Genomic DNA, 13,589 nt, shown 5'->3' with positions numbered 1-13,589 from the left:
CGACCGCACTGCCCGGTGCGCTGCGGTGGTCCGAGTCCCTGTGTCCGTGTGTCCGTGTCCCCGTGTCTCCGTGTCTCCGTGTCACGCGATCGTCCACAAATCGCGACCGCCGGCCGGACGCACGACGTGTCAGGGGCGGGTGGTCGCCGACGCGGCGTCGGCGGGCTCGCTCCCGCGCTCGCGGACGGCGATCCGGGCGAGTTTCGTCAGCATCATGCCGTTGCGGATGGACACGAGGTAGTCGACGGGGAGTCCGTGCATGCGGGTGCCGGGGCCGCGCAGCGGATGCCATTCGAGGAGGAAGAGGGTGTTCCCGCCCCAGGGGATCAGGTTCATGGCGATACGGGCCGCGCCGAAGGGGTCCGCCTTCGCCTCCAGTTCCAGACGGCGCTCGGGCTCGCAGATGCGCACGACGCAGGTGTCGTCGAGGGTCAGCGGGCCGACGCCCACCCGGACGCGGAGCCGGGCGCCCACCGCGGGCCAGTGCGGGTCGGCGGCCAGGACCTCCTGCGTTCCCGAGACCCACTCGCCGTAGCGGTGGCCACTGGACAGCAGGCGCCACACCTCGGAGGGCGGGCTCAGAATCAAGCGGCGATTCCGGGACACGGCGACCCTTCTTTCTCTCCGCGGACAGCGGCGTCATCGGCCTCGGCCGACGCTATCCACAAGACGGCTCCCCGGCACGCACGACAGAGCGCGTGTCGGCGATCACCGCCACCCCCACGGCCCGGTGCCGCCCTTCGCAACGCACGCCGTACCGCCCGTCTTGACGCGCGCCGTACCGCGACCCCGCACCGCGCGTCGGCGCGGGCGACGAAGCGGGCCCGGGTCGGCAACCATGGCAGTAGGAGATTCGCGGCGCGCGCCAGGCCGCAGGCGGCGGCGGCACGCGGCGCTCGGGGGCGGACGCGAGGAGGAGTGCCATGATCGTCGACTGCGCGCACTACCGCGACGGGCGCCGGCAGCAGGAGGGCCCGATGCCGCTCGAACAGGCGGCCGCGTGCCGGGACGAGGGCGGATTCGTCTGGCTGGGGCTGTTCGAGCCCGGGGAGCCGGAGATGAACCAGGTGCGCAGGAGTTTCGGGCTGCACGAGCTCGCCGTCGAGGACGCCCGGACGTTCCACCTGCGGCCGAAGACCGAACGGTACAAGGACGGCACCGAGCTGATCGTCCTGCGCACGGCGCGGTACGACGACGAACGCGAGGAGATCGACACCGGAGAGATCAGCATCTTCCTCGCCCCGAGCTTCGTGATCACCGTGCGCCAGGGCATCGCCAGCGAACTGCACGGCGCCCGGGCCCGGCTCGAGGACCGTCCCGAGCTGCTGCGCGCCGGCACCGTCTCGACCCTGTGGGCCATCCTCGACCAGGTCGTGGACAGCTACGCGCCCGTCGTGGCGGAGCTCGACCGCGACATCGAGCAGATCGAGGGCACGGTGTTCTCCGGCGAGGTCGCCCCCACCGAGCGGATCTACTTCCTGCGGCGCGAGGCCACCGACTTCTACCGCGCCGTGCACCCGCTGCTGTCCGTGCTCGCCCGCCAGCTGCAGCCCGGCAAGGCACCGTCCGAGCTGCTCCCGTACCTCCACAACGTGCACGACCACCTCCTCCTGGTGAACGAGGAGGTCGCGGCGCAGCGTGATCTCCTCGCCACCGTCCTGGAGGCGAACATCGCGGTGGTCTCCGTCGAGCAGAACAAGATCAACCTTCGGCAGAGCGCGACGATGGAACAGCTCACGATCCTCGCGACCGTGTTCCTGCCGCTGTCGTTCGTGGTCGGCTTCTTCGGACAGAACTTCTCCTGGCTGATCGCCCACATCGGCAGCTTCACGGCCTTCGTCGTGCTCACCGCCGTCGGCCTGCTGCTCCCGTGCCTGGCCCTGTTCCTGTGGCTGCGCCGCCGGCGCCGGTCGCGGCCGCCCACGCCGGGCATGACCCAGGGGATGTGAGCCCCCGGCCGGGAGCATCATCGGAGGTGGGGGCGACGAGCGACGAGGAGTGGCGACGAGCGATGCGGCTGGCCTTTCTTGAGTCCCTCTACGCGGAGCCGGGACCGTATGTCTCCGTGTATCTGAACACCTCGCGGGACGGCGACCACCCCGAGCGGGCGATCGCGCTGCGCTGGCGGCGGCTGCGCGAGAGCCTGGCCCGGCAGGGTGCGGACGCGGCGCTGCTGAACAGGCTGGAGGCGGTGGTCGGCGCCGACGCGGAGGTGCCGGGTGCGCACGGGCAGGCCGTCTTCGCCGCGCACGGCGCGCTCGTCCTGGACGGGGAGCTGCCGAGCCCGCCCGAGCACGACTCCGCCCGCTACGGCACCCTGCCGGACGCGATGCCCCTGGTCACCCAGCACGTGCCGGAGATCCCGTACCTGGCGGCGGTCGTCCACTACGGCGGCCTCCCGACGGCCGGGGCCCACGGCTCGGTGACCCTGGAGGCGGAGGCCGGCACCTGGCCCGTGTCCACCGTCGCGCCGGGTGAGCGCCTGCGCCGCAGGGTCGCCGTGGCGACCTGGCACCGCGCTTCCGCGCTGCTCGGCCACCGGCTGGACGCGTGGGCGCGCCGGGTCCACGCGGACGCCTTCGTCGTGGGCGGGAACGAGTGGGCGTGCAACGTGCTCATCCGCCGCCTGCCGCGCACGGTGCGCGACCGGGTCGTACGCGTCGGCGGCCCCACTCCCACCGACACCGGGCGCGCCCTGCTCGAACCCCAGCTCGACCGCGTCTTCCGTGGTCACCTGGCCGCGCACGACCGGGAGCTCGTGGACCTCTTCGTCCGCCGCCGCGCTGTCGGCGGGCCCGTGGCCGAGGGGCTCGCCGCCACCGTCGCCGCCCTCCAGCGCGGGCAGGTCGCCGCGCTCCTGCTGAACCGGCCGCCCGGCTCCTCGCCGCGGCTCTGGGTGGGCTCCCTGCCGACCCAGATCGCCCGAACCGAGGCGGAGCTGCTGTCCTTCGGCGTGCGTGCCCCGCGCGAGGAGCCCGCCGACGAGGCACTCGTCCGGGCCCTGGTCGGCACCGGCGCCGAGCTCGTCGTCGTACCGGAGGGCGAGCTGCGCCTGGCCGAGCAGGTGGGCGCGCTGCTGCGGTACGGCGACGGGGGCCGGCCCCGCGCCTGAGCCGGTACGCCTGCACGCCGGTACGGCCGGCACACCTGCTGCGCCTGCACGCCCGCACGCCTGCACACCTTCGCCTGAACGCCTGCGGGTGTAGGCCGGCGGGGGCCGACGGCACGGGTACCAACGGGCGCCCGTCCCGTCGCGGTCGTCGCCCGGCGCATGTGGCCGCGCCGTCAGCGCTGGTACGTGCCCATCAGCGCGCCGGACGCCAGCTCCCTGCCCTTGAGCGCCCGGTGTACGTCCTCCGCGCCGGGGTGGCCGTGCAGGGGCAGCGGCTCCGACAGCGCGTACAGGCGGAAGAAGTAGCGGTGCGGGCCGTGGCCCGGTGGCGGCATGGGGCCGCCCCAGCCGACCTGCCCGAAACCGTTGGGCCACGGCAGGCCGCCCTGGGGCTTCTGGCCCTCCACCACTCCCGTGGTCCCCGGGTCGATCCCGGTGACCAGCCAGTGCACGAAGGTCTTCCCCGGTGCGTCCGGGTCCTCGCAGAGGAGCACCAGCTCCGTGGCCCCGCCGGGCACGCCCGACCAGGTCAGGGGCGGTGAGACGTTCTCGCCCTCCCCGCTGTGCTTCCGGGGGATCGCCGTGTGGTCGTCGAACGCGCTGCTGCTGATCCGAATTCCGCTCATGCGCGCCGCCATACCCGCGCCGGCGGCACCGCCACCGCTCCGCACAGCGATCCCCGCCGTTCGGCCCAGCGTGGCAAGGCCCGGTCGCCCGCGTCCCCGACTGCGGGAGCGGCGGCGGAGTGGGACGCTGAGGGGAGGGGCCGTGCCGATGAGTCCCGGGAGGGCCTGATGGGACGTGACGTCCCGGCGCTGGAGTTCACCCGTGAGGACCGTCGCCGGTTCCGGAACAAGGTCCACGCGTGTCTCGACGTGTTCGCGCAGATGCTGCGGGAGTCGCGCTTCGACTTCGAGCGGCCCCAGGTCGGGATCGAGATCGAGCTGAATCTCGTGGACGACTCGGGCCGGCCGGCCATGCGGAGCGCCGAGGTGCTCGAAGCCCTCGCGGATCAGGCCTGGTCGAGCGAGCTGGGGCGGTTCAACCTGGAGATCAACGTCGCGCCGCGCGAACTCGTCGCGGAAGGGCGTGAACCCTGGGAGCAGGAGATCCGGGCAGCGCTCAACCACGCCGAGGAACGGGCCGCGGCGATCGACGCGCACCTGGTCATGATCGGGATCCTGCCGACGCTGGAGCTGAAGGACGTGGGCCCGGCGGCGCTGTCCGAGAACCCGCGCTACCACCTGCTGAACGAGCAGATCTTCGCCTCGCGCGGCGAGGACCTGCTGATCTCGCTGGACGGGGTGGAGCGGCTGAGGACGTACGCGGACACGATCACGCCGGAGGCGGCGTGCACCAGCACCCAGTTCCACCTTCAGGTCTCCCCCGACGACTTCGCGGACTACTGGAACGCCGCGCAGGCCATCGCGGGGGTGCAGGTGGCCCTGGCGGCGAACTCGCCGTTCCTGTTCGGCAAGGAGCTGTGGCGCGAGACCCGCATCCCGCTGTTCGAACAGGCCACGGACACGCGGCCGGAGGAGATCAAGGTGCAGGGCGTGCGGCCCCGGGTGTGGTTCGGGGAGCGGTGGATCACCACCGTCTTCGACCTCTTCGAGGAGAACGCGCGCTACTTCCCGGCGCTGCTGCCGCTGTGCGACGACGAGGACCCCCAGGAGACGCTCGACCGGGGCGGTGTCCCCTCGCTCTCCGAGCTCACGCTGCACAACGGGACGGTGTACCGCTGGAACCGGCCGGTCTACGCCGTCGTCGACGGCGTCCCGCATCTGCGGGTGGAGAACCGGGTGCTGCCCGCGGGTCCGACGGTGGCCGACGTGCTGGCGAACGGAGCCTTCTACTACGGCCTGGTCCGGGCCCTGGTCGACGAGGACCGGCCCGTCTGGTCACGGATGTCGTTCTCGGTCGCGGAGGACAACCTGCACGCCGCCGCCCGCCACGGCATCGACGCCCCGCTGTACTGGCCGGGCATGGGCGAGGTCCCCGCGACCGAGCTGGTCCTGCGCCGCCTGCTGCCGCTGGCGGACCGCGGCCTCGAACGCCTCGGCCTGGACGCGGCGCGCCGGGAACCGCTGCTCGGGGTGATCGAGCAGCGGTGCGTCAGCGGGCGCAACGGCGCGGTGTGGCAGGCGGAGACCTTCCATCACATCCAGGACATCGACCACGTGGACCGGAACGAGGCACTGCGCCGGATGACCCGGCAGTACGCCGACTACATGCACATGAACGCTCCGGCGCACACGTGGCCCGTCGACTGACCGACGCGGCGTGCTCCGTCCTCCGTGCTCCCCGCTCTGCGACGCGCCCTACTCCCAGTCGTCCCAGGGCGGGTCGATCTCCTCCGGGTCGTAGGGCGGCTCGTCCTCGTCCGGCGGTTCCGGCAGGTCGTCCGGCGCGGCGGGCGCAATCGGCGTGGCGGGCGTGGCCGGTCCGTCCCCGGCGGACTCCGCCAGGACGGCCAGGACGCCCTCGCCGTACTTGGTGAGCTTGGCCTCGCCGACGCCGCCGACCGTGCCCAGCTCCGCCACCGTGGTGGGCCGGAGCGTCGCGATCTCGCGCAGCGTCGCGTCGTGGAAGACGACGTACGCCGGGACGCCCTGTTCGCGGGCGGTCGCGGCCCGCCAGGCGCGGAGGGCCTCGAAGAGCGGGACGGCGGCCGCCGACAGGTCGACCGGCACCCGCGCGCCCTTGGCCGAGCGCGAGCCCGAGCCGGAGCCCGAGTCCTTGCGGGAAGGTCCGGCGGGCTTCCGCTCCTTGCGCATCGGGACGCTGCGGCGCCCCGCGAGCACCTCGCCGCTGTTGTCCGTGAGCACGAGCGTCCCGTAGTCGCCCTCGACGGCGAGAAGCCCGAGGGCGAGGAGCTGGCGCACGACGCCCCGCCACTCCGCCGTGCCCAGGTCCGCGCCGACGCCGAAGACCGAGAGAGCGTCGTGCTGGAACTGGACGACCTTGGGCGTCTTCTTGCCCTGGAGGATGTCGATGATCTGGCCTGCGCCGAACTTCTGGCGCCGTTCCTTGGCCAGCCGCCACACGGTGGACAGCAGCTTCTGCGCCGCGACCGTGCCGTCCCAGGACTCGGCCGGGGCCAGGCACGTGTCGCAGTTGCCGCACGGGCTGCCCGACTGGCCGAAGTACGCGAGGAGGCGCACGCGGCGGCACTCAACGGTCTCGCAGAGGGCGAGCATGGCGTCCAGGTGCGCGGCCAGGGAGCGGCGGTGCGTGTCGTCGCCCTCGGAGCCGTCGATGAGCTTGCGCTGCTGGACGACGTCCATCAGGCCGTACGCGAGCCAGGCCGTCGCCGGCTCGCCGTCACGGCCGGCGCGGCCGGTCTCCTGGTAGTACCCCTCCACCGACTTCGGCAGGTCGAGGTGGGCGACGAAGCGCACGTCCGGCTTGTCGATGCCCATGCCGAAGGCGATCGTGGCGACGACCACGACGCCGTCCTCGCGCAGGAAGCGCGCCTGGTTCGCCGCCCGCGCGGCGGCGTCCATGCCGGCGTGGTACGGCACGGCGTCGATGCCCTGCTCCACCAGGAAGGTCGCCGTCTTCTCGACCGAGGCCCGGGACAGGCAGTAGACGACTCCGGCGTCCCCGGCGTGCTCGGTCCTGATCAGCTCCAGGAGCTGCTTTTGCGGGCTGTTCTTGGGGACGATGCGGTACTGGATGTTCGGGCGGTCGAAGCTGGCCACGAAGTGCCGGGCGTCCTCCAGGCCCAGGCGTGCCGCGATCTCCGTGTGCGTGGCCTCGGTCGCCGTGGCCGTCAGCGCGATCCGCGGCACCTTCGGCCAGCGCTCGTGCAGCATCGAGAGGGCCAGGTAGTCGGGCCGGAAGTCGTGGCCCCACTGGGCGACGCAGTGCGCTTCGTCGATCGCGAAGAGCGACACCCTGCCCCGGTCGAGCAGCCGCTGGGTGCCCTCGGTGCGCAGCCGCTCGGGAGCGAGGTAGAGCAGGTCGAGCTCGTCGGCGAGGAACGCCTGCTCGACGGCCTGCCGCTCGTACGGGCTCTGGGTCGAGTTGAGGAATCCCGCTCGCACTCCGAGGGCGGTGAGCGCGTCCACCTGGTCCTGCATCAGCGCGATGAGCGGCGAGATCACGATGCCCGTGCCGTCTCTGACCAGCGCCGGGATCTGGTAGCACAGCGACTTGCCGCCGCCGGTCGGCATCAGGACGAGCGCGTCGCCGCCGGCGACGACCTGCTCGATGATCGCCTCCTGCTCGCCCCGGAAGGAGTCGTAACCGAAGACGCGGCGCAGTACGCCTACGGCTTCGGAGGTCTCGGGAGCAACGGGGACCGCGGAGGGCGGGTCCGGCAGGTCGCGCTGGTCGGAAGAAGAGTCGGTGAGGGCCACACGAAAAGGCTAGTGGCCCGCACTGACATCGTGTGCCACCGCCCGGTCACCCTCGCGGGTCCGGCTCGTCGCCGTCCGTCACGACCGCCGGCCGTGTACGGCGGAAGGCCGTCCGGTAGGCGCTCGGGCGGTGGCCGGTGTGGCGGGCGAAGAGGGTGGCGAAGGTGCCGGGGTCCTGGTATCCGACGGCCAGGGCGACGGCGGCGACGGTGCGGTCGGTGGTCTCCAGGAGGTGGCGGGCGCGGCGGACCCGGGATGCCCGGAGATGGGCCAGCGGGCTGTGGCCGGTCTCGTCGGCGAAGCGGCGGAGCAGGGTGCGGGTGCTGACCTGGAAGGCGTGCGCGAGGGCGGCGAGGTCGTAGCGGTCGGCGAGGTTCTGGTCGAGGTGGCGCATCACCCGCTGGGAGAACGCGCCGCCGGGCCGGGGAAGCAGCCGCGGGTCGACGTACGGGGTCTGCGAGGTGCGCGCGTCGTCGACGAGCGCCACCCGTGCGGTGGCCCGGGCCACGCGGTCGCCGCTGTGCCGGCGGATCAGGTCCAGCGCGAAGTCGTACATGGCGCTGAAGGCGGCCGTGGTCGTCACGCCGGTGTCGGTGACGACCAGGTGCTCGGGCCTGACGTCGGCGTCCGGGCACCGCCCGGCCAGTGCGGCGGCGTGCAGCCAGGAGGTGGTGGCCCGGCGGCCGTCGAGCAGCCCGGCCTCGCCGAGCAGGAACGCGCCGACGCAGAGGGAGACGACGGCGGTGCCGGCGGCGGCGTGGGCGCGGATCGCCTCGGTCTCCGCGCGCAGTCGCGCGAGCCGGGCGTCGAGGTCCGTGTCCAAGAGAAGTTCGAAGCCGGGTACGACGAGGACGTCGACCTCGCGCAGGGGGCGCACCTCCAGATGTGTGCCTCCGGAGGCGGTGACCCGGCGGCGGGGCGAGACGATCGTGACCCTGTAGCCGGGCGCGTCCGGGCCGGCGACGTGTGCGGCCATCGTCAACAGGTCGGGGACGCCGAAGACTTCGGACGCGAAGCAGCCGGGGTACGCGAGAACGCCGACCCGCAGCGCTCCCGGCTCGGTGTCCTCGGCCGGCCCGTCCGCCTGCCGCGCCGCTTCTCGCGCCGCCCGCGCCATCGTTCCCGTGCCCCCCTCGCGTGCCCCTGCCGGTGTCCCCGACGGCGTGCCCCCGGTCCGTCGGGTGTGGCGAGATTACCCCCGATCATGGCGATCCCGCCCCTCAACGGACGGCCGGTTCCCCGGCCAGGCTGGTCCCATGAGCGACGACGATCCGATCAGCGACTTCACCCGCCGGAGCATGGCCGTGGAGGGGGCGGAGAAGACGGTGTACGTGGCCGGGGCCGGGCCCGCGGTCGTGGTGCTGCCGGAGATGCCGGGCATCAGTCCCGACGTGCTGCGGCTCGCACGCTGGGTCCGGGACGCGGGCTTCACCGTCCATGTTCCCTCGCTGTTCGGGACGGACGGGGCCTTTCCGACGGTCGACGGCGGCCGGGAGGTCGTCCGGCGGGCCTGCGTGAGTGCCGAGTTCCGTGCCTTCGCCGGGGGCGGCACCAGCCCGGTGACCGTGTGGCTGCGCGGCCTGGCGCGCCAGGCCCATGCCGCGTGCGGCGGGCCCGGAGTGGGCGCGATCGGCCTGTGCTTCACCGGCAACTTCGCCCTGACCATGGCCCTGGAGCCGGCGGTGATCGCTCCGGTGGTCAACCATCCCTCGCTCCCGCTCGACGATCCCGCCGGACTCGAACTCGACCCGGCCGACGCGCGCGCGGTGCGCGACCGGCTGGCCCGGGACGGGCTCACGGTGCTCGCCTACCGCTTCGAGGGCGACCGCTGGTGCACCGGGCAGCGCTTCGCCGCGTACCGCGCGCTGCTCGGCGACGCCTTCGACGGCCGTGTCCTTCCGGACGGCGCCGCCCATCCGGCCCCGCCGCCCTTCTTCGCCGAGGTGGTCGGGACGCCGCACAGTGTCGTCACCGCCCATCTCGTCGACGAGGACGGCCACCCGACGGTCCGGGCCCGCGACGAGATCCTCGCCTTCCTCACCGACCGCCTGCGGCCACGGGAGGACGGAGTCCGGCGCCCCTGACGTGAGGGCTCGCGAGATGACCGACGGGTCGTCAGTTTGCTAGCCTCACGGGTCTTTGATCTTGAACCACGGGGAGTGACATGAGCGCGCGAGGAGTGAGGGCGACGGCCCTGGCCGTGCTGGCGGCAGCGGTGCTGGCCGGCTGCGGAGGCGAGCCGGGCACGGGCACCGACGACCCTCACGGGCCCGCCGCGGACGGAGCGAAGGCGCTCGCCTCGTTCGCGGTGCCGCCGGCGTACGACGGCGCGAAGGGCTGGGACGAGTCGCTCCCCTGGGTGCCCGGGGACGACCCGGTGGCGCCGGTGGCCGTGGTGCCGGGTGGCGGCGCGGTGGCCCTGCTGACCCTGGACGGCGCCGGATTCGCCGTGAAGTCGAGGGCCGTCGACGGTGGCGGGGTGCGGTGGACCTCGGCGACCTGGCGTCCGCCGGTGCCGATGGAGGACGCCAAGGAGAAGAACGAGATCCCCGCCCTGGTGGGCCTGGAGCAGGACGGCCGGAAGTTCGTCGTCGTGGCCGCCCACGGCTTGGTCGGCAAGGACGATCTGCACGAGGGCACCGAGGTGATCCGTCTCGCGGTGTACGACGCCGGGGCGAAGGGTGCCGGGCGCAAGCCGCTGCGCGAGATCGACGTCCCGGTCCGGACGGAGGAGGGCGACTGGCGGGTCAGCGCCGACGGCGCCCGGCTGCTCGTCGCCTACGGCGAGTCCGGTCCCTACCCTCGCTTCGCGTCCGCCGTGGACGTGATCACGGGCAAGGTGACCGCGTACGACCAGCCCACCGGGCTGCTCAAGCAGTGCGAGGGTCAGTCACTGGCGTGCGACTGGGGCCGCGTGGTGGCGGCCGGCGCCCAGGGGCCGCTGGTGGGCCTCGGGCAGGGATTCGGCGTCCCGGGCGCCTGGTTCAGCGAGGCCGTCCGCCCCGAGGGAGCGGACGCGAAGGACGGCGGCCTCGGCGTCGCCTGGAACGGCGACGTGTACGGAGTGGCGGCCGGGCGGTTCCTCGCGCAGTGGCACCGCACCGGCAAGGACGGTTCGAGCGGGCCGGCCATCTGGTCGGTGCACGAGGTCGGGTCGGGAGCGCTGCTCGCCCGTACGGACTGCGGCTACGACGCGTTCCCGACGATCACCTCGCAGGGCAACCTCCGCGACTACCCGGTCGTCGCCTCCCCGTCCGGCCGCTTCCTCGCGGCCGGGCCGGTGGCGTTCGACCTGGAGCGCAAGCAGGGCGTCTGCCTGCAGGGCGACGGCAACCGCAAGACGGTCACCGTGAGCACCGTCGGGGACGACGGCATCGCCTACGGGCAGGTCGACGACTCCGCGGCGCCGCTGCCCGTCCGGCTCGACCTGACCACCGCCACGGGCGGGGCCAAGGTGCTCGGCGCGGGCGTCGAGCTCCCGCAGCGGGCCGACCTCGGCGGGGCCGGCCTGTTCGTCGTCCGCGACAAGGACCGGAACATCCGCGTCTCGGTGAGGGCCGCCCGCTAGGACCTGTCCGACCCTGATCCGCCGGTCAGGCCCTAGGGCTGGTTGTCGATCCGTGGAGAGCCGACGGCCCCGGTGGCCGTCGGCTCTCCGCGTCTTCGCGGGCCCGGGCCTCGCGGGGCGCGGGGTCAGCGCGTGCGTACGCCGTCGATGGCGATGGTCAGCAGGGCGTCGGCCTCGGCGGGGCCGTCGTGTTCCCGCTCGGTGGCGAGCGCGATGGCGCCGACGAGCTTCAGCAGCCGGGCGGTGGTGATGCCGGGGCGCACGGCGTCCACCGCCCGGGCGCGGGCGAGGAGGGCGTCTCCGGCCGTGGTGATCATGTCGTGGCAGGTTTCGCCCAGCGCCGGGTCGCCGTCCCGCATCAGCGCGGCCCCCAGGCCACGGTGGGTGACGGCGTGCGCCGCGACGGCGTGCAGCCAGGCGGACAGCGCCTGGCCGGGCGGGAGTTGGGCGAGGAGGTCGTCGGCCTTCGCGCACAGGGCCGCGACCCGGTCCTTGAAGACCGCCTCCAGGAGCACCTGCCGGGAGGGGAAGTGGCGGTGCAGGGTGGCCGAGCCGACTCCGGCGCGGCGGGCGACCTCCTCCAGGGAGGCGTCGGCGCCGTGCTCGGCGATCAGGGCGCCGGCGGCGGCCACGATCTTCTCGGCGTTGCGGCGGGCGTCGGCCCGCATCGGGCGACCGGGCGCGGCGGCGTCCTCGGGCACGGGTCCTCCTGACGGCTTGATAAACGGGGCGGTCCTCCATATCGTAACGGGCGATAGAAACGGAGGGCCACCCCACTTACAGGGCGGCTCCCCTTCCGCACGCACACGACGGAGTGGACCGTGACGCTGACACAGAGGACCGTGACGCCGGCGCAGCAGGCCGTCGTGGTGGCGGGTGACGCATGAGCGCCCGCTCCCACGGGCTCGGGCGGGTCGGGATCTGGGGTGGGGACTTCGACCAGCTCTCCGCGCCCGAGGTCCGCGGCGCCGCGGCCGCGGTCGAGGAACTCGGCTTCGGCACACTGTGGTTCCCCGAGACGACGGGCCGGGAGGCCATGGCGCAGTCCGCGATCCTCCTGGCGGCCACCGGGCGCATCACCGTCGCCGCCGGCATGACCGACATCTACGCCCGCGACGCGGTCACGGCCGCCGCCGCGCAGCGCACGCTGGAGGAGGCCTATCCCGGCCGGTTCCTGCTCGGTCTGTGGGAGAGCCATCCGAGCCTGGCCGAGGACGTCCGCGGCCACCGCGCCCGCCCCGCGCCGGCCGCCATGCGTCAGTACCTGGACGCGCTGGACGACGCCCCGTTCGGGCCGCCCGGCACGGCCGCCTCACCCCACCGCGTCCTCGCCGCGCTCGATCCCGGCATGCTCGCCCTCGCCGCCGAACGCGCGCGGGGCGCGACGGTGCTCGGCATGCCCGTCGCGTACACCCGGGAGGCCAGGGCCGTCCTCGGAGACGACGCCCTGCTGGCCGTCACCCAGTTGTGCGTGCTCGGCCACGACCCCGCGGACACCGCCGGCCTGGCCCGCACCACGGCCGCGGCCGCGCTGCCGAACCGCCGCGAGCTGCTGCGCGGGCTCGGCCACGCGGCCCCGGACGCGCTCGACCGCCGGCTGGTGGACGCGCTGGTGGCCCACGGCAGCGCCGAGGACATCGCGCACCGCGTCCAGGAGCACTTCGACGCCGGGGCCGACCACGTCAGCCTCCATCTGGTGACCGCCGCGCCCGGCTCCCCGCCCGTACGGCAGTGGGAGCGGCTCGCCGCGCGTCTTGCCGTCTGACCGGTCAGAGCCGGAGCGCGTCCGCGGACGCCTGGGCCGCCGTCCCCGTCCCGTGCCCCTTCTCCGGGCCGAGCAGCCGTTCCGCGCGGTACGGAGAGGTGTCCAGCTTGGCGAGGACGCCGGGGCTGGCGATGTTCGGGAGGATGAGCTGGTAGAGGCGGGCGATCTCCTCGGAGAGGTCGCGGCCGTCGGGCAGGGCCTCCGTGATGAGTTGGACCCCGGTCCAGGCGCCGACGGCGAGGCGCGCGATCTCCTCGGGGACGGCGTGCGGGAGCAGTTCGCCGCGCTCCTTGGCCTCGACGAGGAGGTCCTGGCCCACGTCGATCCAGTCCGGCCAGCGGGTGCCGAACAGGCCGCGCGCCTTGGGGTCGACGGACAGGTGGATGGCGGCGCGCAGGGTGGGCTCGCGGGGCAGCCGGTGGGCGAGGAGGAGGCCGAGGTCGAGCCATTCCTGGAGCTTGTACGTCTGGGGCACGGTGCCCTCGCGGGTCACCGCACGCGCGAGGACCGCGCGGGCGAGCGCGTCCTTGGTGCGGAAGTGGAAGTACAGGGCGCCCCGGGTCAGTCCGGTGCGGGCGACGAGGGCCGCGATGGTGGCGCCCTCGTAGCCGAGCTCGATGAAGAGCAGGGCCATGGCCTCGAGGATGGCCTCACGGGTCCGGATGGCCCGTTCCTGACGCGCCACGTGGCCGCCCCCTCAGAATCTCCCCGTCCACGCCCCACCGGGGCGCCGACCCAACCGCAATAACATACCGGAGGGTCCGGATGTTTCCAAGGCAC

General features: G+C 73.8%; 12 protein-coding genes. 6 read left to right on the top strand and 6 right to left on the bottom strand.

Annotated features, from left to right (window positions below):
• Nucleotides 1–129: 129 nt before the first annotated feature.
• Complete coding sequence (locus ACFYU9_RS05040; protein WP_389342481.1) at nucleotides 130–606, bottom strand: SRPBCC family protein; 477 nt, start codon at nucleotides 604–606, stop codon at nucleotides 130–132.
• A gap of 317 nt (nucleotides 607–923) precedes the next feature.
• Between ACFYU9_RS05040 and ACFYU9_RS05035 the strand changes: the two genes are divergently transcribed.
• A complete protein-coding gene (locus ACFYU9_RS05035; RefSeq protein WP_389214452.1) occupies nucleotides 924–1,949 on the top strand; it encodes a CorA family divalent cation transporter in 1,026 nt (341 codons plus the stop codon).
• Nucleotides 1,950–2,065: 116 nt separating this feature from the next.
• Nucleotides 2,066–3,112 carry a hypothetical protein gene (locus ACFYU9_RS05030; RefSeq protein WP_389342478.1) on the top strand — a complete coding sequence of 349 codons (1,047 nt, stop codon included), beginning with the start codon at nucleotides 2,066–2,068 and terminating at the stop codon, nucleotides 3,110–3,112.
• Between the two features lie 173 nt (nucleotides 3,113–3,285).
• Here ACFYU9_RS05030 and ACFYU9_RS05025 read toward each other — a convergent pair whose 3' ends face one another.
• A complete protein-coding gene (locus ACFYU9_RS05025; protein WP_389342475.1) occupies nucleotides 3,286–3,738 on the bottom strand; it encodes a YbhB/YbcL family Raf kinase inhibitor-like protein in 453 nt (150 codons plus the stop codon).
• Between the two features lie 168 nt (nucleotides 3,739–3,906).
• On the opposite strand from ACFYU9_RS05025, the gene ACFYU9_RS05020 reads away from it, so the two are divergent.
• Entirely contained in the window at nucleotides 3,907–5,385 is a 1,479-nt protein-coding gene (locus ACFYU9_RS05020; RefSeq protein WP_389342472.1) for a glutamate--cysteine ligase, read from the top strand.
• 48 nt (nucleotides 5,386–5,433) lie between these two features.
• On the opposite strand, the gene recQ is transcribed toward ACFYU9_RS05020, so the two are convergent.
• Both recQ and ACFYU9_RS05010 read right to left on the bottom strand, forming a co-directional pair.
• The gene (gene recQ / locus ACFYU9_RS05015; RefSeq protein ID WP_389342999.1) at nucleotides 5,434–7,440 is read right to left on the bottom strand and encodes a DNA helicase RecQ; all 2,007 of its coding nucleotides are present in this window, start codon (nucleotides 7,438–7,440) and stop codon (nucleotides 5,434–5,436) included.
• Between the two features lie 82 nt (nucleotides 7,441–7,522).
• The gene (locus tag ACFYU9_RS05010; protein ID WP_389342469.1) at nucleotides 7,523–8,593 is read right to left on the bottom strand and encodes a GlxA family transcriptional regulator; all 1,071 of its coding nucleotides are present in this window, start codon (nucleotides 8,591–8,593) and stop codon (nucleotides 7,523–7,525) included.
• 139 nt (nucleotides 8,594–8,732) lie between these two features.
• On the opposite strand from ACFYU9_RS05010, the gene ACFYU9_RS05005 reads away from it, so the two are divergent.
• Both ACFYU9_RS05005 and ACFYU9_RS05000 read left to right on the top strand, forming a co-directional pair.
• The gene (locus ACFYU9_RS05005) at nucleotides 8,733–9,560 is read left to right on the top strand and encodes a dienelactone hydrolase family protein (protein ID WP_389342466.1); all 828 of its coding nucleotides are present in this window, start codon (nucleotides 8,733–8,735) and stop codon (nucleotides 9,558–9,560) included.
• Nucleotides 9,561–9,640: 80 nt separating this feature from the next.
• Nucleotides 9,641–11,044, top strand: a complete 1,404-nt coding sequence (locus ACFYU9_RS05000) for a hypothetical protein (RefSeq protein WP_389342463.1) — start codon at nucleotides 9,641–9,643, stop codon at nucleotides 11,042–11,044.
• 125 nt (nucleotides 11,045–11,169) lie between these two features.
• Here ACFYU9_RS05000 and ACFYU9_RS04995 read toward each other — a convergent pair whose 3' ends face one another.
• The gene (locus ACFYU9_RS04995; protein ID WP_389342460.1) at nucleotides 11,170–11,745 is read right to left on the bottom strand and encodes a TetR/AcrR family transcriptional regulator; all 576 of its coding nucleotides are present in this window, start codon (nucleotides 11,743–11,745) and stop codon (nucleotides 11,170–11,172) included.
• A gap of 182 nt (nucleotides 11,746–11,927) precedes the next feature.
• Here ACFYU9_RS04995 and ACFYU9_RS04990 point away from each other — a divergent pair, with 182 nt between their 5' ends.
• Nucleotides 11,928–12,809 (top strand): TIGR03620 family F420-dependent LLM class oxidoreductase, encoded by an 882-nt coding sequence (locus ACFYU9_RS04990; RefSeq protein ID WP_389342457.1) that lies wholly within the window; start codon nucleotides 11,928–11,930, stop codon nucleotides 12,807–12,809.
• A gap of 4 nt (nucleotides 12,810–12,813) precedes the next feature.
• On the opposite strand, the gene ACFYU9_RS04985 is transcribed toward ACFYU9_RS04990, so the two are convergent.
• The gene (locus ACFYU9_RS04985; RefSeq protein WP_389342454.1) at nucleotides 12,814–13,494 is read right to left on the bottom strand and encodes a ScbR family autoregulator-binding transcription factor; all 681 of its coding nucleotides are present in this window, start codon (nucleotides 13,492–13,494) and stop codon (nucleotides 12,814–12,816) included.
• Nucleotides 13,495–13,589: the final 95 nt, after the last annotated feature.

Origin of the sequence: Streptomyces sp. NPDC004327 (genome assembly GCF_042873935.1) — a bacterium.
In the GTDB taxonomy this organism is placed as follows: Bacteria; Actinomycetota; Actinomycetes; order Streptomycetales; family Streptomycetaceae; genus Streptomyces.
This window is presented reverse-complemented; position numbering and strand designations above follow the sequence as displayed.